Here is a 20,929-nt window from a genome sequence, read left to right as displayed (position 1 = left end):
GACAATGACGGTCCTGAATAGCCGCTGGCGATGACGGCGGGAAGCCCACCTTAGGTCGCAACGACAATTGATGCGCGCGCGTGTGGAGGAAGCGCGAACTCCAATTCGCTAAGCGGGATGAAATTCGCCACGCACAGTGGACGCGTGGATGTTCTGCAATTGGTCCTCCCTACATTGACACGGATGTGACGGCCGGGGCAGGTTTTCACATTGCTCGCGAATCAGCGATAGCCTCACGCCGAGTACCTCTTGGACAACTCCCAGTGCTTTCGAGACTGATATCGTTGCTGCGCCGCATCCCTGCGGTGAACTGGGCGTTTACCCGACTTCGGCCCTCGCCGCACAGCGGCAACATTGAGGCCACGCCGATCGCCACAGATGCTTCGCCCGCCGTCGTCGAAGACGTCGCGGCCACTGCTCAAGCGGCAATCGCCGAGATCGGCACCGACCTGGTACATGGCGACGCTGACCTCGCCACCCAGGCTCCGCTCGCGGAGAACAACGCGGCTGTGTCTGGCATCGCGGAGAATCCGTCCGACGATATCTGCATCAGCGAGGACTCATCTCCGGAAAGCGTAACGGAAATCGAGGCACCCGCGGCGGCACCCGTCGCCGAGGAGGTGTTGGTTTCATCGGCCGATGCGGAGAACGAGCCAGTTGCTGGTTCTGATCTCGCCAGCATTGGCGAAGCATCGCCCGCTGGCACGCCCGCAGAAGTCGATTCCGTCGTCGCAGAAGAGGTTGTGGTTTCATCATCAGACGTCGCGACCGCTTTGACTGATGCTTCGGATGCCATCGTCGAGGCTGCTCCCTCGCCCGAGGTTTCCGCCGGGATCGAAATGGTCGCCGTCGAAGCAATCCCGGTCCTCCTCGGCGAGGCCGATAGCGTTCCGGCTAATGTCTCTGAAACCCCTTCCGACAGCGGCGGCCCAGCGCCCCTCGTCGAGATCGCGCCGGCCCCCGCAAACGATCTTCCGCTCGCCACAGCCATTGCGACGGCAGCGGACGAGCCATCCAGCGACGTCACCGACATCGAACCGACTCCGGCTCTCGCGTGTCCTTCTCCAGAGATCCGCAGCGCACCGAAAGTTCGCGCGAGAGCCGCGGAGCCCGCCGATCGCACCGCGTTGATCCGGCAGCGCTGGGCGGAGAGCGGAATCAGGATGTGGAATCCGCGGCTTCACGGCACCGGCGAGGCCGCGCTGAACATCCAGGGGAGCGTCGGGCTGCTGCCGCCGGCGCCCGGCGAGACAATGCCGCGCTACGACAAGCTGGAATTCAAGATGCTCGGCGGACAGATCGTCTGTGAGGGCGTCATCGTCGAGGCGCCCGTACAGGCGAGCCATCGCAGTTTCACGCGGCTCGCCGAGCCGCGGACCGTCGAGCGGATCCGCGAACCGGCGCGGGAGCGCCGGGCCGTTCCCGCCTGATCCTTTCTTCTGCGACCACAGTCACGATGTGCTAGGCTGATGTCCCGATATGGGAGGTCGCATATGCGCGCAAGGCCGTTGCTTCTAGTCGTGATCGCCTTTGCGATCTCACAGCCGGCACTCGCCGCGGGCAAACGGCCACGTCCTGCAGCCACGGCTGCTCCCGCCGCCGATCCGGCAGCGCCCTACAAGGCCGATCGACTCTCTTCCTCACGCGGAGAGGCGATCCTGAACACGCCCGGCCAGACCACCGTGCTGACGCGACAGGTCCTCGACGACATGAACGCGACGAGCCTGAGAGGCGCGATGCGCTCGACCGCCGGGGTGACGATCGGACGCTAGGCGTTGTGCACGCCTTTCGGCCGAAATGCCGCCATTCCGACCCGGAGTCTCCGACATGAAACAGTTGCCCCGGAAGCCGGCCGCAACGTAACCTCGGCGCCGGTCGAGCCCCGGCAACCGCCCGATCAAAAAACTGTGGGAGGCAAATCATGAGAAGACTCGCGGCCGCGCTTTGCGCGCTGGCTCTGTTCGCAACGGGCGCGCAAGCGCAGACCATCAAGGATTTCCTCGGAGCGGTGATGCAGAAATGGACGGCGCCGTTCGAGCCGTTCCAGCTCATCGGCAACATCTACTATGTCGGGACCGAAGGCATTGCCGTCTACGTCATCAGGACATCGCAGGGCCTGATCCTAATGGACACGGCGATGCCGCAGTCGACCGGCATGATCAAGGACAATATCGCAAAGCTCGGCTTCAAGGTCGCCGACATCAAGGTAATCCTCAACACGCATGCGCATCTCGACCACACCGGTGGCTTCGCCGAGATCAAGAAGGAGACCGGCGCGCAGCTCGTGGCCGGCGAGCGCGACAAGCCGCTGCTCGAAGGCGGCTACTATCCCGGCGACGAGAAGAACGAGGCTCTCGCCTTCCCGCCGGTGAAGGTCGATCGTGTCGTGAAGGAAGGCGACAAGATCACGCTCGGCGACACCACGCTGACGGCGCATGCGACGCCCGGCCACTCGCCGGGTTGCACGAGCTGGCAGATGACCGCCAAGGACGGCAAGGAAGACCGCGAGGTGCTGTTCTTCTGCAGCGGCACGGTTGCGCTGAACCGGCTGGTCGGCCGGCCGACCTATCCCGGCATCGTCGACGATTACCGCGCGAGCTTCGCCAAGGCCAAGGCGATGAAGATCGACGTGCTGCTCGGGCCGCATCCGGAGGTCTATGGCATGCAGGCCAAGCGCGCGCAGATGAAGGAGGGCGCGCCGAACCCGTTCGTCAGACCGGGAGAGCTTGCAACCTACGTCACCGGCCTGTCGGAAGACTTCGACAAGCAGCTCGCCAAGCAGACCGCAGCGCTCCAGCCTGCGAAATAGCCCTCATCTGGCGTCTGCATCGATGGTGCTCCTCACCTCTCGCCGACGGTGAGGGGGACCGAGCCCACCGGCTGCCACGATGGTTGGCAGGCCTTAGCTGCGGGTGAATACGGGCGACTTGTGTCTGAGACACAGGCCCCTTGCCGGCGGACATCCTTAACGAGACCTCACCAATGCACGCGACCGGAACCTCCTGAGGTAGCGTGCAACCGGTGCTGGCCTTCCGCGCACGCCCCGGTCTAACGCGCCCTTTACCCGGACCGTGCAAGATCGCCCGCGTTTTCAGGGACTCCGGGGTTCGTATTTCAATGCCTATTGCCGATTTGAAGTCTCACCTTGCCGCCGCGATGCGGTTGTTTCGCGTTCCCGCCGACAATCCGGATCTGGCACGCGCGCAGTTCGACGCGTTCTCCAAGCTGATCCCGCTGCTCTATTTCATCCTCATCAGCAACACGATCGCAGTCGCCTACACCTATCTGAACGTGGCGCCGGACTGGTTGACGATGATTGTGCCGAGCGTGCTGACAGTACTCGCAGGCTTGCGGACCTTCTGGTGGCTACGCCAGCGTCACCTCGTGCGCAGCGATGCCGACATCCTGCGCAATCTGCGCGCCACCAACTGGCTGACCCTGCCGATCGGCGCCGGCTTCACCGCCTGGTCCTTCGCGCTCTATGCCTACGGCGATCCCTTCGCCAAGAGCCAAGTCGCCTTCTACATGGCGGTCACCGTGATCGGCTGCAGCTTCTCGTTGATGCATTTGCGCTCGGCCGCGTTGATCGTGACGCTGATCGTCGACGTGCCCTATGTGCTGTTCTTCTTCGCCACAGGCGAGCCGACGCTGAAGGCGATCGCGGTCAACAATCTCCTGGTTTCCGGCGCGATGGTGACGGTGCTGTTCATCTACTATCGCGATTTCGCCGATCTCGTCGCCAGCCGCAAGTCGCTGCTCGCGCAACAGGGGGCGACGCAGGCGCTCTCGGACGAGAACTTCCGCCTCGCCAATCTGGATTCCCTCACTGAACTGCCGAACCGCCGCCGCTTCTTCGCCGAGCTCTCGAGCGCCTTCAACGATGCCGAACGCAGAAACGTTCGCGTCGCGGTCGGCATCATCGATCTCGACGGCTTCAAGCCGATCAACGACAATTACGGCCACTCGGTCGGCGATCGCGTCCTGATCGAGGCGGGCCGGCGTATCCGCGAGGTCTGCGAAGGCTTCGGCCCGCAGCGGGTCGAATTCGCCCGCCTCGGCGGCGACGAGTTCGGCCTCGTGGTGTGCGGCGACCCCGACGATGCGGATCTGCTCCGGCTCGGCCAGCGCATTGGCGAGCAGGTCAAGCTTCCCTACCAGCTCGACACCGGCCATACCGGGCCGTCGTGCTCGATCGGATTCGCATCGTTTCCGGACTCCGCGACGACGCCGGAAGCGCTCTACGAGTGCGCCGACTATTCGCTCTATCATGCCAAGCGCCATCTGCGCGGCCGCACCGTGATCTTCTCGAGCGAGCTCGAGGCCGAGATCCGCAGTCGCGGGGTCATCGAGAATTTGCTGCGCACCGCCGATTTCAGCACCGAGATGGGCCTGGTCTTCCAGCCGATCGTCGACGCCATGAGCGAGCACACCGCCGGCTTCGAGGTCCTGGCGCGCTGGCGCAGCGCCCGCCTTGGCCTGGTTTCGCCGGCCGATTTCATTCCGGCCGCCGAGCGCATCGGGCTGATCCGGCCGCTGACCCGGGCGCTGCTGGTGCGCGCACTCGCCATCGCCAAGACATGGCCCGATCACATCCGCCTCTCGTTCAACCTTTCTGCGCACGACGTTTGCGCGGCGGAGGGTATTTTGCCGCTGATCTCCATCATCGAGAAGAGCGGGCTAGCGCCACACCGGATCGACTTCGAGATTACCGAGACCGCCGTCACCTTCGACTTCGTGCGCGCGCAACAGTCGATCGCGACGCTGAAGGCGATGGGTTGCGGCATTTCGCTGGACGATTTCGGCACCGGCTATTCGTCGCTGAGCCACGTCCACCGCCTGCCGCTGGACAAGATCAAGATCGACCGCAGCTTCGTTTCCGACATCAACGAGAATCCCGTCAGCCACAAGATCATCAAATCGCTCACGGGCCTCTGCGACGACATGGAGATCGCCTGTGTCGTCGAGGGCGTCGAGACCCGCGCCCAGCTCGACAGCCTGCGCCGCCTGGGATGCGACTTCATCCAGGGTTACTATTTCGCCAAGCCCATGCCGGGCGATGCGATTGGAGACTATCTGGTGAAGGAACAGCTGCGCCTCGAAGGTACTAAGGCCAAGGTCATTGCGTAAAGTCAGACCGCGCAGTAGCTCACAGCCTTCATAGCGCAAGAAGCCGGCAGATCCGCAAGTTCATCTACGCGACGCCGATTCCGCCCGATCTCGGCGCCATCGTCCGCGACGCCGTCCAGACTTTCATGGACGGTGCCGAGACGACGATGCCAAGGCTGCTGCAAAGCGACTGACGGCGCTACTTCGACAGGCTCGGCAGATCGAGCCCCTTGTCGCGGGCGCAGTCGATCGCGATCGCATAGCCAGCATCGGCGTGGCGCATGACGCCGCTCGCAGGATCATTCCACAGCACGCGCTCGATGCGCTTCGCCGCCTCCGGCGTGCCGTCGGCGACGATGACCATGCCGGCGTGCTGCGAATAGCCGATGCCGACGCCACCGCCATGATGCAGCGACACCCACGTCGCGCCGCTGGCGCAATTGAGCAGCGCATTGAGCAGCGGCCAATCGGACACCGCATCCGATCCATCCTTCATCGCCTCGGTCTCGCGGTTGGGGCTCGCCACCGAGCCGCTGTCGAGATGATCGCGGCCGATCACGATCGGCGCCTTCAATTCACCACGCGCCACCATCTCGTTGAAGGCAAGGCCGAGGCGATGACGATCGCCAAGGCCAACCCAGCAGATCCGCGCCGGCAGGCCCTGGAATTTGATGCGCGCCTTCGCCATGTCGAGCCAATTGTGCAGATGCTCGTCATCAGGCATCAGCTCTTTCACCTTGGCGTCAGTCTTGAAAATGTCCTCGGGATCGCCCGACAGCGCGGCCCAGCGGAACGGCCCGACGCCCCGGCAGAACAAGGGACGAATATAAGCGGGAACGAAGCCGGGGAAATCGAACGCGTTCTTCAGGCCCATGTCCTGCGCCATCTGGCGAATGTTGTTGCCGTAGTCGAGTGTCGGAATGCCCTGCGCATGGAAATCCAGCATGGCCTGGACGTGCTCGACCATCGACGTCTTCGAAGCGCGCTCGACCGCCTTCGGATCGGCGGCGCGCCTGGCCTCCCATTCCGCGAGCGTCCAGCCCTTCGGCAAGTAGCCGTTGATCGGATCATGCGCGCTGGTCTGGTCGGTGACGATGTCGGGCTTGACGCCGCGACGCACCAGCTCCGGGAAAATCTCTGCGGCATTGCCGAGCAGGCCCACCGAGACCGCCTTCTTCGTCTTCGCGGCCTCCGTCATGACCGCGAGCGCTTCGTCGAGCGTTGCAGCTTGGCGATCGAGATAGCCGGTACGCAGGCGCATCTCGATGCGGCTCGGCTGGCATTCGACCGCGAGCATCGACGCACCGGCCATGGTCGCCGCCAGCGGCTGCGCCCCGCCCATGCCGCCGAGGCCAGCGGTGAGAATCCATTTTCCGGCAAGGCTGCCGCCGTAGTGACGACGGCCGACCTCGACGAAGGTTTCATACGTGCCCTGCACGATGCCCTGGCTGCCGATATAGATCCAGGAGCCCGCCGTCATCTGGCCGTACATCATCAGGCCCTGACGATCGAGCTCGTTGAAATGATCGAGCGTCGCCCAGTGCGGCACGATGTTCGAGTTTGCGATCAGGACGCGCGGAGCATCGGCATGGGTGCGGAAGACGCCGACCGGCTTACCGGACTGCACCAGCAGCGTCTGGTCGCCTTCGAGCTTGCGCAAGGCCGCAACGATCCGGTCAAAGCTCTCCCAGTCACGCGCGGCGCGGCCGATGCCGCCGTAGACGACGAGCTCGCTCGGGCGCTCGGCCACTTCAGGGTCGAGGTTGTTCATGAGCATGCGCAGCGGCGCTTCCGTCAACCAGCTCTTGGCGCTGATGTCGCTGCCGCGGGGCGCGCGGATGGTGCGGTCGTTGTCCAGTCGGCGGTTCATGCGGAAGACCTCTTCAGTCAAGTCTCGTTTCATCAAGTCTTGGAAACGGATCGGTTGGAAGCGCCGTGAGCGCGATGGTCGGCAGCGCATCGGCTTCGATCAGCGCGGCGGCCTTGGCGAGATCGCCCGCCATGTAGCGGTCGGCGCCAAGCGCGGGCACCTGCTCGCGCAGCTCGGAAATGACGGCGGCCAGCGGCGCGCTGGTCGCATGCGGCGCGCGCAGCGTGATGCCTTGCGCGGCGACCAGAAGCTCGATGCCGAGAATTGCGGCGAGATTGTCGGCCATATCGGACAGGCGCCGCGCCGCATGTGCGGCCATCGACACATGATCCTCCTGGTTGGCACTGGTCGGCGTCGAATCGATCGAGCAGGCGAGCGCGCGCTGCTTGTTCTCGGCATAGAGCGCGGCCGCCGTCACCTCGGCGATCATGAAGCCGGAGTTGATGCCGGGATCGGGGGTGAGGAACGGCGGCAGGCCGAAATTCAGCGCGGGATCCACCAGCGTCGCGATGCGTCTCTCGCTGATCGCGCCGATCTCCGACAGCGCCAACGCGATGGTGTCGGCGGCGAAGGCGACCGGCTCAGCATGGAAATTGCCACCGGAGACGATCTCGCCGGTCTCGGCCAGCACCAGCGGATTGTCTGTGACGGCATTGGCTTCGACGATCAACGTATGCGCGGCCTGCGTGATCAGGTCGAGCGCTGCGCCCGCGACCTGTGGCTGGCAGCGCAGGCAATAAGGATCCTGCACGCGCTCGTCGCCTTCGAGGTGAGAGAGGCGGATGTCGCTGCCGTCGAGCAAGGCCATGAGTGTTTCAGCCGCCGCGATCTGCCCGGCATGGCCACGCAGCGCCTGGATTTCGGGACGGAACGGCGCCGTCGAGGCCATCGCCGCATCCACCGACAATGCGCCGGTCACGAGCGCGGCACGGGCGAGGCGAAATGCACGCAGCACGCCTGATATGGCATAGGCGGTCGAGAATTGCGTGCCGTTGATCAGAGCAAGACCTTCCTTGGGCCCGAGGGTCAGCGGCGCGAGACCGGCGGCCTTGAGGGCCTCGGCGCCCGACACCGTTTTTCCGTCAACGATCGCCTGTCCTTCGCCGATCATCACGGCCGTCATATGTGCAAGCGGTGCAAGGTCGCCGGAGGCGCCTACAGAGCCCTGCTGTGGCACCAGCGGATAGACATTCCGCGCCAGCATGTCCTGCAGCTGCTCGATCACCTCGCGGCGCACGCCGGAGGCGCCACGCCCGAGCGAGATGATCTTCAGCGCCATCATCAAGCGGATGATCGGCTCGGGCGTCGCCGGGCCGACCCCGCAGCAATGCGAGACGATGAGATTGCGCTGGAGCAGCACGGTCTGGTCCGGCGGGATGCGCTTCGATGCGAGCTTTCCGAAGCCGGTGTTGATGCCGTAGACGGGGACATCCGCGCGCGCCGCCCTTGCGACGATCTCCGCCGCTGCCTCGATGCGCGGCCAGAATGAGGGATCGAGCACGACGGGCGCACCGTCGAGCACGCGCGCGAGATCATCGAGACTCACCGCCCCCGGCTTGACGACGATCGAGGTGTCCTGCTCCATCATTGCCCCCTCCAAACCCGGCGGTGCAGCGGATTGAAGCCGATGCGGTAGACCAGCTCGGCCGGGCGCTCGATGTCCCAGATCGCAAGCTCGCACCACTTGCCGGCCTCTAACGTGCCGGCCTCGTCGAGCACACCGAGCGCCCGCGCACCTTCGCGGGTGACGCCGGCGAGGCACTCGGCCACATTCATCCGGAACAGTGTCGCGCCCATGTTCATGGCGAGCAGCAGCGAGGTCAGCGGCGAGCTGCCGGGATTGCAGTCGGTCGCCAGCGCCATGGGAACACCATACTTGCGGAACGCCTCGACCGGCGGCTTCTGCGTCTCGCGGATGAAGTAGAACGCACCGGGCAGCAGCACCGCCACCGTACCGGACTTCGCCATTGCGGCAGCGCCGGCTTCGTCGGTGTGCTCCAAATGATCGGCCGACAGTGCGGCGTATTTTGCGGCAAGCGCGGCGCCGCCGAGGTTCGACAGCTGGTCGGCATGGAGCTTCACGGGCAGCCCAAGCCCTCTCGCGGACTCGAACACAAGTGCGGTCTGCTCGGCCGAGAACGCGATCCCTTCCATGAAGGCATCGACGGCATCGGCAAGGCCGGCCTTGGCGACCGCGGGCAGCATCTCCTTGCAGACGAGATCGATGTAGCGATCCTTGTCGCCATCGGCCTCCACCGGCAGCGCATGCGCGCCGAGAAAGGATGTTCGGATCGCAACGGGCCGCTGGCGACCGAGAATTCGCGCGGCGGAGAGTTGCCGCATCTCGGTTTCAACATTGAGGCCATAGCCGGACTTGATCTCGACGGTGGTCACGCCCTCGCCGATCAGCGCATCGAGCCGCGGCAGCGCACTTGCGACGAGCCCGGCTTCGCTCGCCTTGCGCGTCGCCGCCACCGTCGAGACGATGCCGCCGCCGGCGCGCGCGATCTCTTCGTAGCTTGCGCCCTTCAGACGCAGCTCGAATTCATGCGCACGGTTGCCGCCGTAGACCAGATGGGTGTGGCAGTCGACGAGCCCGGGCGTGATCCAGCGCCCCTCGCAATCGATCCGCTCGATCGCATCCGCATCAACAGGAAAATCCGCCTGAGCACCCGCGTAGACAATACGGCCGCCGCGCGCGGCGATCACACCATGCTCGATCTCCCCGAGATCGGGACGGTCGGCCCGCATCGTCGCGAGGCGGGCATTGTGCCAGATCCGGTCGAAGCGCTCTGCCATGAGGATATCCATTCGCCGTCGGATGCTTGACTTATATGTCTAGACATATAATCGTAAGCCGGTTCTGTCCAGCCGGCGTGTAATCATGACCCGACTGCATTTCGCTTCCGCGCTCCTGCCTTCGGGCTGGGCCAATGACGTGCAGGTGGTCGTCGCCGCCGGCGCGATCGCAGCGGTGACGCCGGGCGTGGCGCCGGCCGCCGGCGACGAGCGCCACGCGATCGCGCTTCCTGGACTGGCGAGCCTGCACAGCCACGCGTTCCAGCGCGGCATGGCGGGGCTTGCCGAATTGCGCGGCGATTCCACCGACACGTTCTGGACTTGGCGCGAGACGATGTATCGCTTTGCGCTGGCAATGACCCCCGACGACGTCGCGGCGGTCGCGACGCTGCTCTATGTGGAGATGCTCGAGCAAGGTTTTACCCGCGTCGGCGAATTCCATTATCTGCACCACGACCCGGATGGCTCGCCCTATACTGATCTCGCCGAGATGGCCGCGCGGATCGCGCAAGCTGCCGAGGCCTCCGGCATTGCGCTCACGCTGCTGCCGAGTTTTTATGCGCATAGCTCTTTTGGGGGCGCGGCGCCGCATGCCGGGCAGCGCCGCTTCATCTGCTCGGTCGATCAGTTCGCTGAATTGATGACGGCCTCGCGCAAGTCCATAGCAAATCTGCCGGACGCCAACATCGGCATCGCCCCGCACAGTTTGCGCGCAGTGACGCCGGACGAACTTCGCGCGATCATGCCGCTTGCTGACGGCGGGCCGGTGCACATTCACGCCGCCGAGCAGGTGAAGGAAGTCGAGGACTGCCTGGCCTGGTCGGGAAGACGCCCGGTGCAATGGCTGCTGGAGCACGCGCCCGTCGATCGGCGCTGGTGCCTCATTCACGCGACGCACACGACAGACGCGGAGATCGCTGCATTCGCAGGGACCGGCGCTGTCGCGGGTCTCTGCCCCATCACCGAGGCGAGCCTCGGTGATGGTATCTTTCCAGCGCGTGAATTCCTCGATGCCGGCGGCACATTCGGCGTAGGCACCGATTCCAACGTGCTCGTCGGAATCGCGGATGAACTGCGACAGCTCGAATACGGCCAGCGCCTGAAGCATCGCCAACGCAATGTCCTCTCCGGCGGCGCAGGCCGCTCGACGGGACGCACGCTGTTCGACCACGCGCTCGCGGGTGGCGCACGAGCGCTTGCACAGCCGATAGTCGGCCTCGCGCCCGGCGCGCGTGCCGACATCGTCACGCTGGACAGCGCCCATCCGTCGCTGGCCGGACGCAGCGGCGACGCCGCTATCGACGGCTGGATCTTTGCCGCAGACAACGGCGCAATCGATTGCGTCTGGGCCGGCGGCCATAAGGTGGTCGAAGGTGGTGGTCATAAGCTGCGCCGGGTTGCCCGCGAGCGCTTCAACACGGTGGTACGGAGGCTCGTCGGATGAGCCTCGCCACCGATGCTGCGGACCAGCCGACGCTCTACAAACGCATCCGCGCCGACATCGAGAAGCGCATCCTGACCGGCGAGTGGCCGCCCGGGCATCGCATTCCGTTCGAGCACGAACTGGTCGCGCGCTACGGCTGCTCGCGCATGACCGTGAACAAGGCGCTGTCGGAGCTCGCGCAGGCCGACCTGATCGAACGGCGGCGGCGCGCCGGCTCGTTCGTGCGCCGGCCGCAACATCAGTCGGCGGTGCTCAAGATCGCCGACATCCGCGCCGAGATCACCGCGCTCGGCCGCACTTACGGCTATGAGCTGATCCATCGCAAGCTGCGCACTGCGACCACCGCCGACCGTGACCGTCTCGGCGTCAAGAAAGCCGGCAAGGTGGTTGCCATCACCTGCCGGCACAGCGCCGACAACGTACCGTTCGCCGTGGAGGACAGGCTGATCGACCTGTCGTCCGTGCCGAATGCCGCCACGGCGGATTTCTCGCGCGAGCCGCCCGGCTCGTGGCTGCTTCACCATGTCCCATGGACAGAGGCCGAGCACACGATCAGCGCCATCGTTGCGGACGAGCGCACAGCGAAGACGCTCGACATCGCCGTCGGCGCGCCCTGCCTCGTGATCGACCGCTACACCTGGCGCAGCGCAAGGACCATCACCGCCGTGCGCCTGCTTTATCCCGGTGACTCTCACCGCCTTGTCGCCCGATTCAAAGGAGGCTGAGAGGATATGTCGGCACAAATCGTGCAACGCTTCGGGCAACGGTCCATGCGGGACCACAATGATCATCAGGACGTCAATCCATCGATCGGCAAGAGGACGACAATCATGCGTAGTTCGACAATATTTGCGACAATCATTGCTCTTGCGGCCGCCACTCCGGCGCTCGCCGACGACGTCAAGGTCGGCGTCGGCATCTCCGGATGGACCGGCTTCGCGCCGCTGACGCTGGCGAAGGAGGCGGGCATCTTCAAGAAGAACGGTCTCGACGTCACCATCAAGAAGATTCCGCAGAAGGACCGCCACCTCGCGATTGCTTCCGGCGACATTCAGTGCGCGGCGACCACGGTCGAGACCTGGATTTCCTGGAACGCCAATGGCGTCGCCACCAAGCAGATCTTCCAGCTCGACAAGAGCTATGGCGCCGACGGCATGGCCGTGCGCAACGACGTCGCCGCGATCAAGGACCTGAAGGGCAAGACGGTCGCCGCCTCCGCGCCCGGCACCTCTCCCTATTTCGCGCTGGCCTGGATGCTGAAGAAGAACGGTCTCACCACGAAGGACGTGACCGTGGTGAACCTCGAGCCGGCTGCGGCCGCGCAGGCCTTCGTCTCCGGCCAGAACGATGCCGCCATGACCTATGAGCCGTATCTGTCGACCGTGCGCGCCGCACCGGATAAGGGCAAGATCATCGCGACCACCCTGGACTACCCGATCGTGATGGACACGTTCGGCTGCACGCCGAAATTCCTGACGGAGAATCCCAAGGCCGCCAAGGCCCTCGCCGACAGCTATTTCGAGGCGCTCGACATGATCGGCAAGGACCAGGCCAAGGCTTACGAGATCATGGGCGCCGACGTGAAGCAGACCGGGGAGCAGTTCGGCAACTCGGCAAAGTACCTGCGCTGGCAGGATAAGGCCGCCAACCAGAAATTCTTCGCCGGCGACTTCCTGACCTTCAACAAGGAGGCCGCCGAGCTCCTGCTCGAGATCGGCATCATCAAGTCCGCGCCGAAGGTCGAAGACCTCTACGACGCCAGCTTCATCAAGTAAGATTTCCGCAAACTGCCGGTTCCGCCGAGAGGCGGAGCCGGCACACCATTCGGATACGGTTTGATGCGTCCTCTGGATCCCGTGACATCGAGGCAGCGCGCGGCCTATGGCCTTGCGTTCTTCGTGCTGTTCGTTGCCCTCTGGTCCTGGGCGACGTTCGGCGGCCATGTGTCGAAGACCTTTCTCGCCAACCCGCTGACCATGGTGCAGGAAGGTTTTGAGCTGCTGACGAAGCAGGGCTTCGTGCTCGATATCGGCATGACGATCTGGCGCGTCGTCGGCGGCTTTGTGCTCGCGGCGATCATCGCGGTGCCACTCGGCGTGCTGATGGGCGCCTACAAGCCGGTGGAAGCATTCCTCGAGCCATTCGTGTCTTTTGCGCGCTATTTGCCCGCGTCCGCCTTCATTCCGCTCCTGATCCTGTGGGCCGGCATCGGGGAGTTGCAAAAGCTGCTCGTCATCTTCATCGGCTCGGTATTCCAGGTCATCCTGATGGTCGCGGTGACCGTTGGTGCCACACGACGCGATCTGGTCGAGGCCGCCTACACGCTGGGCGCCAGCGACCGCGGCATCATCCGCCGCGTGCTGCTGCCCTCCTCGGCGCCGGAGATCGCAGAGATCCTGCGGCTGGTGCTGGGCTGGGCGTGGACCTACGTCATCGTCGCCGAACTGATCGGCTCGTCCTCGGGCATCGGTCATATGATCACCGACAGCCAGGCGCTGCTCAACACCGGCCAGATCATCTTCGGCATCATCGTGATCGGTTTGATCGGACTGATCTCGGATTTCCTGTTCAAGGCGTTCAACGCCTGGCTGTTTCCGTGGAAGCTCGCATGACGACGCTCAGGATCGAACAGGTTTCGCGCACCTTCCCCGCGCGCCACGGCAACGCGCCGACCAGGGCGCTGGAGCCGACCGACCTCACCATCGGCAACAACGACTTCGTCACCATCCTCGGTCCCTCCGGCTGCGGCAAGTCCACGCTGCTGCGCATCGTTGCGGGCCTCGATCGCCCGACCAGCGGCCGCGTCACGCTCGACGGGCGCGAGGTGACCGGGCCCGGCGCCGATCGCGGCATGGTGTTCCAATCCTACACGCTATTCCCCTGGTTGACGGTGCGCGAGAACATCGCCTTTGGCCTGCGGGAGCGCGGCGTGGCCGAGGCGGCGCGAAACAAGATCGCCGATGCCTTCATCCGCCAGGTCGGATTGTCGGGCTTCGAGAACCACTGGCCGAAGCAGCTCTCCGGCGGCATGCAGCAGCGCACGGCGATTGCGCGTGCGCTCGCCAATGATCCGAAGATCCTGCTGCTGGACGAGCCGTTCGGCGCGCTCGACAACCAGACCCGCGCCTTGATGCAGGAAATGCTGCTCGGCATTTGGGAGCGCGACCAGAAGACCGTGCTGTTCGTGACCCACGATATCGAGGAAGCCATCTTCCTCGGCAGCCGCGTCATCGTCATGAGCGCACGCCCTGGCCGCATCAAAGCCGAAATCAATGTGGACCTGCCGCATCCGCGCTCCTACAAGATCAAGACCACGCCGGAATTCGTCCAGCTGAAGGAACGGCTGGTCGAGGAGATCCGCACCGAGGCGCTGAAGGTTGCCGAACATGCCTGACACTCAGCTCCGCGCCGACGGCAATCGCGTCCTTGCCGATCTCAATGCGCTGCGCGCCATCGGCGCCCATAAGACCGGCGTGCACAAGCCGACCTTCTCCGAGCCGCACAAACAGTCGCTCGACTGGCTGATGCGCAAGCTGCCCGAGGCGGGTCTCTCCGCCACAATCGATGGCATCGGCAACGTGTTCGGCACCAGCGCGAAGCCCGGGCCGAAGCTGCTGGCGGGATCGCATCTGGAAAGCCAGAACTACGCCGGCTGGCTCGATGGCCCGCTCGGCGTCGTCTACGCGCTCGAAGCCGCGCGGGTTCTCAATGCCGATCCTTCCGTGAAAGGCGCGGTCGAAGTCGCGGCCTGGTGCGACGAGGAGGGACATTTCGGTCATTTCCTTGGCTCGCGCTCCTATGTCGGGCAGGTGACCGAGGCCGACATCGATGCCGCACGCGACCGCACCAGCGGCCGCACCATGCGCGATGCACTCGCCGAAATGGGCCTCGCCGGGCGCCCGCGCCTCACCGCCGAGCCGGGGCGCCACGTCGGATATCTGGAAGCGCATATCGAGCAGGGCGACACGCTCGAAAGCAGCCGCCTCGCGATCGGCGTCGTGACCTCCATCGTCGGCATCTGGCAGTACCAGATCAATTTTACCGGCGAGCAGAACCACGCCGGCACCACGCGCATGGCGGTACGGAAGGATGCCGGCCTTGCGCTGGCGAAGTTCTGCGTCGCCATCGACGAGCGCTTTCCGGCTGCCTGCGGCCCGCGCACGGTCTGGACCACCGGGCGCATCACACTCGATCCGGGCGCGCCGAGCATCATCCCCGGTGGCGCAGAGATGCTGTTCCAGATCCGCGACGACGATCCGGCCGTGATCGCGCGGCTGGAGCAATTGTTGCGGGCCATGGCGGAGGAGGTCAGCGCCAAAGGCCCCTGCACCGTCACCGTCACGAAGCTGCGCACCGGCGCACCCGCGAGGATGAGCGCGGGCTTTCAGGATGCGATCGAAGCCGCGAGCAAAGCCTTCGCCGGCGGCCGCTCGATCCGCATGCCCAGCGGCGCCGGGCACGATGCGCAGATGCTGGCGACCGTCATGCCCGCAGGCATGCTGTTCGTGCCCTCGATCGGCGGCATCAGCCATCACTGGACCGAGAACACGGCGGATGCCGATATCGTCACCGGCGCAGAGGTGTTCGTCGACGCTTGCCGCCGCATCCTCGGAGGTTAGCGCTGGATGCGGCTGCCGACCCGTGGCGGTCGATCGCACGCGGCACAAGCGCATCCGTGTCCCGGACAGGCTGCAACGCGCGAAGTGTTGCGGCGCAGAGCCGGGACCCAGGGCGGCACGGCGCGACGATATGGGCCCCGGCTTGATCGTAGCAACGACGGCCAGGACCACACGGTTTTGCTGTACGCGCGGTTCGCTTGTTCGCCACAGGGTCCGATGGCGTTGTGCACGTTGCCATCGAAGTATGACGAGACGAACCTGACAGCGCCGTTCGTCCGCACGATGCCTTGGGGCTCACGGAGAGCAATCCGCCCTGCCCCTGGCTGTTCGCGCCCGACGCTGCTGCGTCCACCGCAAGCCCGGCTCGCGACAATGACGACCTCATGATCGCCCATCGAGAATGAGCCGGGATGCGCGATACATACGACAAATCCGAATTTCGGTAATGTGGAATATTTTCGCGCCGGTGGGTTGACAGCCGGGCGACACACCCCGGTCCCGTAGCGCGGGTCAGCGACTTGACCGCCGTAGCTCGAAGAGCGAGAGGCGGAAGCAACATCCGGGATCTTTGCTGGTGCCGTCCCGGGTCTCGCTACGCTCACCCGCGCTACGGGAGCTTGCTGCAATCGCGACGAGCTGCCCGCGCCTGAGGCGATCTGCGACAATATGAGCGCGCTGCCGACATAAAGTCGCGGCAATCCGAGGGTTCATCGGCCGCACCCGCCCCTCCCCTGCTTCCCCGGAGTACTCATGTCTTCTGCCGACCGGCCGGCGACCCGCCTTGCGACCCGGCTTGCCTTCCTCGTTGCGGGCTTCGGCCTCGCGTGCTGGGCGCCGCTGGTGCCGTTCGCGAAAGCGCGGCTCGCCGTCGACGACGGAGTCCTCGGGCTGCTCCTGCTCAGCCTCGGGATCGGCTCGGTCGTCGCGATGCTGCTGACCGGCGTTCTCAGCGCGCGCTATGGCAGCAGGCCGATCATCATCGCAGGCGGGCTCGGTCTCACGCTGGTCCTGCCGCTGCTCGCGATCGCAAGCTCGCCCCTATCGCTGGCGCTGGCGCTCCTTGCGTTCGGCGCCGCGCTCGGCTCGATCGACGTCGCCATGAACATTCACGCCGTGGAAGTGGAGCGCGCCGCGGCACGCCCGCTGATGTCCGGCTTCCACGCCCTGTTCAGCATCGGCGGCTTCGCCGGATCCGCGCTGATGACGGCGCTGCTCTCGTTGCAGCTCGGTGCCCTCGCCTGCACGCTGATTTGCTCCATGCTGATGCTGATCGCGATGCTCGTGACCTGGCCGCGCCTGCTTCGCTCGGTGCAGGTGCAGGAGGGTCCACTGTTCGTGCTACCGCACGGATCGGTGCTGCTGCTTGCACTGCTAGGCGCCATCACCTTCCTGGTCGAAGGCGCAATGCTCGATTGGGGCGCGCTGCTCGTGATCGGCGCCGGTCTCGTCACCGAGGCGCAAGGCGGAGCCGGCTACATCGTATTCTCGATCGCGATGACGATAGGCCGGCTCGGCGGCGACGCGATCGTTGCGCGTATCGGGGATCGCGCGACATTGCTCTGGGGCAGCCTGATAGCGATCGCGGGTTTCGTGGTCCTGCTCACAGCGCCCATTGCAGCGATCGCCATCGGCGGATTCCTGCTGATCGGGCTCGGCGCGTCAAATCTCGTGCCGGTGCTGTTTCGGCGGGCGGCACGGCAAACGGTGATGCCCACCGGGCTTGCGGTCGCGGCGATCACGACCGCGGGCTACGCAGGGGTCCTGATCGGCCCTGCCGGCGTAGGCTTCGTCGCACATCTTGGCGGATTGCCGATGGCGTTTTGGCTGCTGGCCGCATTGATGGGTCTCGTCACACTGTCGGCGTGGATCGTCACGGCGAAGCAGCGCCAGATATCGCACGTCGATGCGTGAGCAGCCTTGCGGCGAATTTACGGACGGAAGGGCGAGGAGGCGCAATGGTCCCATGCGGGCGCGCGAGTGGAGGCCACCGTCCTGGCATGCCGACCCAAACCCTTCTTTCACAGGCACTATTTTGGCAGGCCGAAGCAAGCCCAATCCATCTGCGCCGGTCTGTCTGCCATGCGGCTTTCGGCCAGTTTACTGGACGCGTCGTTCTGCTAGACCACAACGACATACCTTTTGACTCCCGTCGAGGGGGCAATGGCACGTGCCAGCTCAAAGTAATCACGACTCGCAGATTTCATTCGGGCCATTTCGGCTGTTTCCAAAGTCCCGGCTCCTGGAGAAGGAGGGGGCGCCGCTTCATATCGGCGGCCGCGCGCTCGATATTCTGATCTTGCTTGCCGAGCGCCCCGGTGAGGTCATCGACAAGAGGGAGCTGGTCAAGCGTATCTGGGCCGACGTGAATGTCGACGAGGGCAGTCTACGCTTCCACGTCGCAGCGCTGCGCAAGGCGCTCGGCGATACCGGCAAATCGGCTCGTTATGTCCTCAATGTGCCCGGCCGCGGCTATTGCTTTGTCGCGCCGTTCGCTCAAGCGGCTCCGCCGGTCCCCTCAACCTCAGTCGAAATCGTCACGCCTCGCTCGCTGCCTGCTCAGCTCGCAAAGATGATCGGACGAGAGGAGGTCATCGAGAAGATTTCGACCGGATTGACGCTGCATCGCTTCATGACGGTGGTCGGCCCGGGCGGCATCGGCAAGACGGCCGTCGCCGTCACGGTCGGGCATCGCCGCTCCGCGGATTTCGGCGGGCGCATCTTCTTCGTCGACTTCGGTCCGCTGCGGGATGCCGGTCACGTCACGACCACCATCGCCTCGGTCCTCGGACTGACCGTCAGCGCGGAGGATCCGACGCCGGCCATTCTGACATTTCTGAGGAGCGGACCGGCCCTGCTGATCTTCGACAGCTGCGAGCATGTGCTGGACGCGCTGGCTCCGCTCGTCGAGCGCATCGTTCGCGAAGCGCCGCAGCTTCGCGTTCTCGCGACCAGCCGCGAGTCGTTCCGCAGCGAGGGCGAGCGGATCTTTCGGCTGTTTCCGCTGGATTGTCCGCCGGAGCGCGAGGGCCTCGATGTCGCCGAGGTCCTCGCCTACCCCGCAGCTCAGCTGTTCGTCGAGCGCATCGCGCAGAGCTCGGGTCCGTTCCAGCTCAGCGCTGAAGAAGCGCCGCTGGTCGCGAGCATCTGCCGGCGCCTCGACGGCATTGCGCTGGCGATCGAGCTCGCGGCGGGCCGTGTCAATGCATACGGCATCGCCGGCACGGCCTCCCTGCTCGACAGCCGCTTTTCGCTGCAATGGCGGGGGCGGCGCACGGCCGTGCCGCGGCACCAGACGCTCGCCGCGGCTCTGGACTGGAGCTACGACCTCCTGCCTCCGGCGGAAAGCGCCACCTTGCGGCGACTGTCGGTGTTCGCAGGTCCATTCGCGCCGGAGGCGGCCGCCGCGGTCGCATCCGGCGAGGGTCTCAGCACCTCGGAGACGTTGGAGGCGATCGACAGCCTGGTCACCAAATCGCTGATCTCGCCATCCGGTTCGCGGACGCTGCGCTATCGCCTGCTCGACACCACGCGCACCTACGCGCTCGGGAAGCTGAACGCGCTCGGTGAACTCAGGCAGTTCGCGCGGCGTCATGCCGAGCATTTTCGAGATTTCTTCGAGCAGGCGGACGCCGATACATCGACACCGCTGCCCGAATGGCTGAGCATCTATGCGGGCGAGCTGGACAACGTGCGCGCGGCGCTGGATTGGGCCTTCGGACCCGACGGCGATACAAGGCTCGGCATCGCGCTGACGGCGGCCGCGGTCACGCTGTGGGTGCGCCTCTCGTTGTTCGCCGAATGCCGCGAACGCACCAGAACGGCGCTTGCAGCGCTCGGAGACACCGAAGGCGACGATCGCATCCGCATGCAGCTGCTGTCGGCGCTCGGCTGGTCACTGATGTATGGCGAGGGCCGCGCGCGCGAGGCGCGCCCGATCCTGGAGACGACGCTCGAGCTTGCCGACAGGCTCGACGACAAGGATTTCCGGCTGCGCGCGCTGTGGGGCCTGTGCATCGACCAGTTCAACAACGGGCAATTCGGCAAGGCCCGCGCATTCGCCGATCGTTTTGCGAGCGCGGCGGCGAACTCCCCTGATAAGACCGACCTCATGCTGGGCGACCGGCTGATGGCCGTCGCGCTGCACTATCTCGGCAACCAGAACGACGCCCGGCGGCGCATCGACCGGGTCAACGCATCGCTGCACGTGCTGGTGGGGAGGCCGAAGATCTTCCCGCTCGATCTCAGGATCTCCACGCAATATTTCCGCGCGCGCATCCTGTGGCTGCAGGGTCTCGCCGACCAGGCCCAGGCGCTGGCGGCAAGAAACATCGAGGAGGGCCGGGCCAACGGCCACGCCCTGACCTTCTGCAGCGTGCTGGGGCAGGCTGCCTGCCCGATCGCCTTCTGGGCCGGCGATCTCGACACCGCGGAACGCCACGGCAGCGAGCTGCTCGAGCACACCGAGCGGCACGCGATCCGACTGTGGGGACTGTGGGCACGCGCCTTCAATGCGGCGGTCATCGCCAGGCGCGGCGACGTCGCGACCGGCCTGCCGCTGCTGCGCGAAGAACTCAATCGTGCCGGCGATGCGCGCTACCTGCCGCGCTTTCTTCCGCTCCTCGGCGAGCTTGCGGCCTGCTTTGGCGAGGCCGACCAGGTCGACCGCGGCCTCGACGTGATCGAGGACGTCCTGACCCGCTGCCACGATCGCCAGGAGCTCTGGTATCTGCCGGAGCTGACCCGCATCAAGGGAGAGTTGATACTCAGGAGCGCGCGGCATTGCGAGGACGCCGAGGCATGCTTTCGCGAGGCCATGGAGATTGCCGGCCAGCAGGGCGCGCGCTTCTGGGAGTTGCGCTGCGCGATCAGCCTCGCGCGGCTCAAGATGGGGGCCGGCCAGAACACGGACGCTCTGACCGTTCTGGAGAATGTCTCGGGGTCGTTCAGGGAGGGCGCAGAGATCGCGGATATGCGCACTGCACACGAACTGATGGCGCAACTGCGCACCTGACGCCGCGCGCAGACCGCGCGATCTGGAGCGGGATGAGTTTGGTTGAATGAGTGCGCGCTCGGGGCTCGGTTCACCTCTCC

General features: G+C 65.4%; 15 protein-coding genes and 1 pseudogene. 13 read left to right on the top strand and 3 right to left on the bottom strand.

What is annotated here, in order from left to right:
- Positions 1-284 precede the first annotated feature (284 nt).
- From BRAD3257_RS13035 to BRAD3257_RS40975, 5 genes and pseudogenes are all read left to right on the top strand, one after another.
- Positions 285-1,430, top strand: a complete 1,146-nt coding sequence (locus BRAD3257_RS13035) for a hypothetical protein (protein WP_122402165.1) — start codon at positions 285-287, stop codon at positions 1,428-1,430.
- A gap of 63 nt (positions 1,431-1,493) precedes the next feature.
- Positions 1,494-1,772 carry a Plug domain-containing protein gene (locus BRAD3257_RS13030; protein WP_122402164.1) on the top strand — a complete coding sequence of 93 codons (279 nt, stop codon included), beginning with the start codon at positions 1,494-1,496 and terminating at the stop codon, positions 1,770-1,772.
- Between the two features lie 149 nt (positions 1,773-1,921).
- Positions 1,922-2,809, top strand: a complete 888-nt coding sequence (gene blaBJP / locus BRAD3257_RS13025) for a BJP family subclass B3 metallo-beta-lactamase (RefSeq protein ID WP_122402163.1) — start codon at positions 1,922-1,924, stop codon at positions 2,807-2,809.
- A 308-nt stretch (positions 2,810-3,117) separates the two neighbouring features.
- Positions 3,118-5,127, top strand: a complete 2,010-nt coding sequence (locus BRAD3257_RS13020) for a putative bifunctional diguanylate cyclase/phosphodiesterase (protein WP_162500181.1) — start codon at positions 3,118-3,120, stop codon at positions 5,125-5,127.
- Positions 5,128-5,177: 50 nt separating this feature from the next.
- A pseudogene (locus BRAD3257_RS40975) lies at positions 5,178-5,300 on the top strand (TetR/AcrR family transcriptional regulator); the annotation flags it as partial.
- Between the two features lie 5 nt (positions 5,301-5,305).
- Here BRAD3257_RS40975 and hutU read toward each other — a convergent pair.
- The 3 genes from hutU to hutI are packed head-to-tail and all read right to left on the bottom strand — an operon-like array spanning position 5,306 to position 9,775.
- The gene (gene hutU / locus BRAD3257_RS13010; RefSeq protein ID WP_122406532.1) at positions 5,306-6,976 is read right to left on the bottom strand and encodes a urocanate hydratase; all 1,671 of its coding nucleotides are present in this window, start codon (positions 6,974-6,976) and stop codon (positions 5,306-5,308) included.
- Between the two features lie 13 nt (positions 6,977-6,989).
- A complete protein-coding gene (hutH, locus tag BRAD3257_RS13005; protein WP_122402161.1) occupies positions 6,990-8,564 on the bottom strand; it encodes a histidine ammonia-lyase in 1,575 nt (524 codons plus the stop codon).
- Positions 8,561-9,775 (bottom strand): imidazolonepropionase, encoded by a 1,215-nt coding sequence (hutI, locus tag BRAD3257_RS13000; RefSeq protein WP_122406531.1) that lies wholly within the window; start codon positions 9,773-9,775, stop codon positions 8,561-8,563. The genes hutH and hutI overlap by 4 nt, the downstream gene beginning before the upstream one ends.
- An 85-nt stretch (positions 9,776-9,860) precedes the next feature.
- Here hutI and BRAD3257_RS12995 point away from each other — a divergent pair, with 85 nt between their 5' ends.
- From BRAD3257_RS12995 to BRAD3257_RS12960, 8 genes are all read left to right on the top strand, one after another.
- Positions 9,861-11,219 (top strand): formimidoylglutamate deiminase, encoded by a 1,359-nt coding sequence (locus tag BRAD3257_RS12995; protein ID WP_122402160.1) that lies wholly within the window; start codon positions 9,861-9,863, stop codon positions 11,217-11,219.
- On the top strand, positions 11,216-11,944 hold the full coding sequence (gene hutC, locus BRAD3257_RS12990; protein WP_122402159.1) for a histidine utilization transcriptional repressor HutC: 729 nt from the start codon (positions 11,216-11,218) through the stop codon (positions 11,942-11,944). The genes BRAD3257_RS12995 and hutC overlap by 4 nt, the downstream gene beginning before the upstream one ends.
- 105 nt (positions 11,945-12,049) lie before the next feature.
- Positions 12,050-12,994 (top strand): ABC transporter substrate-binding protein, encoded by a 945-nt coding sequence (locus BRAD3257_RS12985; protein WP_122406530.1) that lies wholly within the window; start codon positions 12,050-12,052, stop codon positions 12,992-12,994.
- Positions 12,995-13,057: 63 nt separating this feature from the next.
- Positions 13,058-13,831 carry an ABC transporter permease gene (locus BRAD3257_RS12980; RefSeq protein WP_122402158.1) on the top strand — a complete coding sequence of 258 codons (774 nt, stop codon included), beginning with the start codon at positions 13,058-13,060 and terminating at the stop codon, positions 13,829-13,831.
- Complete coding sequence (locus BRAD3257_RS12975) at positions 13,828-14,613, top strand: ABC transporter ATP-binding protein (RefSeq protein ID WP_162500180.1); 786 nt, start codon at positions 13,828-13,830, stop codon at positions 14,611-14,613. The genes BRAD3257_RS12980 and BRAD3257_RS12975 overlap by 4 nt, the downstream gene beginning before the upstream one ends.
- The gene (locus tag BRAD3257_RS12970) at positions 14,606-15,838 is read left to right on the top strand and encodes a Zn-dependent hydrolase (RefSeq protein WP_122402156.1); all 1,233 of its coding nucleotides are present in this window, start codon (positions 14,606-14,608) and stop codon (positions 15,836-15,838) included. The genes BRAD3257_RS12975 and BRAD3257_RS12970 overlap by 8 nt, the downstream gene beginning before the upstream one ends.
- 750 nt (positions 15,839-16,588) lie before the next feature.
- Complete coding sequence (locus BRAD3257_RS12965) at positions 16,589-17,749, top strand: MFS transporter (RefSeq protein ID WP_122402155.1); 1,161 nt, start codon at positions 16,589-16,591, stop codon at positions 17,747-17,749.
- Between the two features lie 256 nt (positions 17,750-18,005).
- Entirely contained in the window at positions 18,006-20,849 is a 2,844-nt protein-coding gene (locus BRAD3257_RS12960) for an ATP-binding protein (RefSeq protein WP_122402154.1), read from the top strand.
- Positions 20,850-20,929: the final 80 nt, after the last annotated feature.

It is taken from the genome of Bradyrhizobium vignae (genome assembly GCF_900324035.1).
GTDB classification, from domain to species: domain Bacteria; phylum Pseudomonadota; class Alphaproteobacteria; order Rhizobiales; family Xanthobacteraceae; genus Bradyrhizobium; species Bradyrhizobium vignae.
Note: the sequence above shows the minus strand (reverse complement) of the source record. Positions and strands in the feature narration are given on the sequence as shown.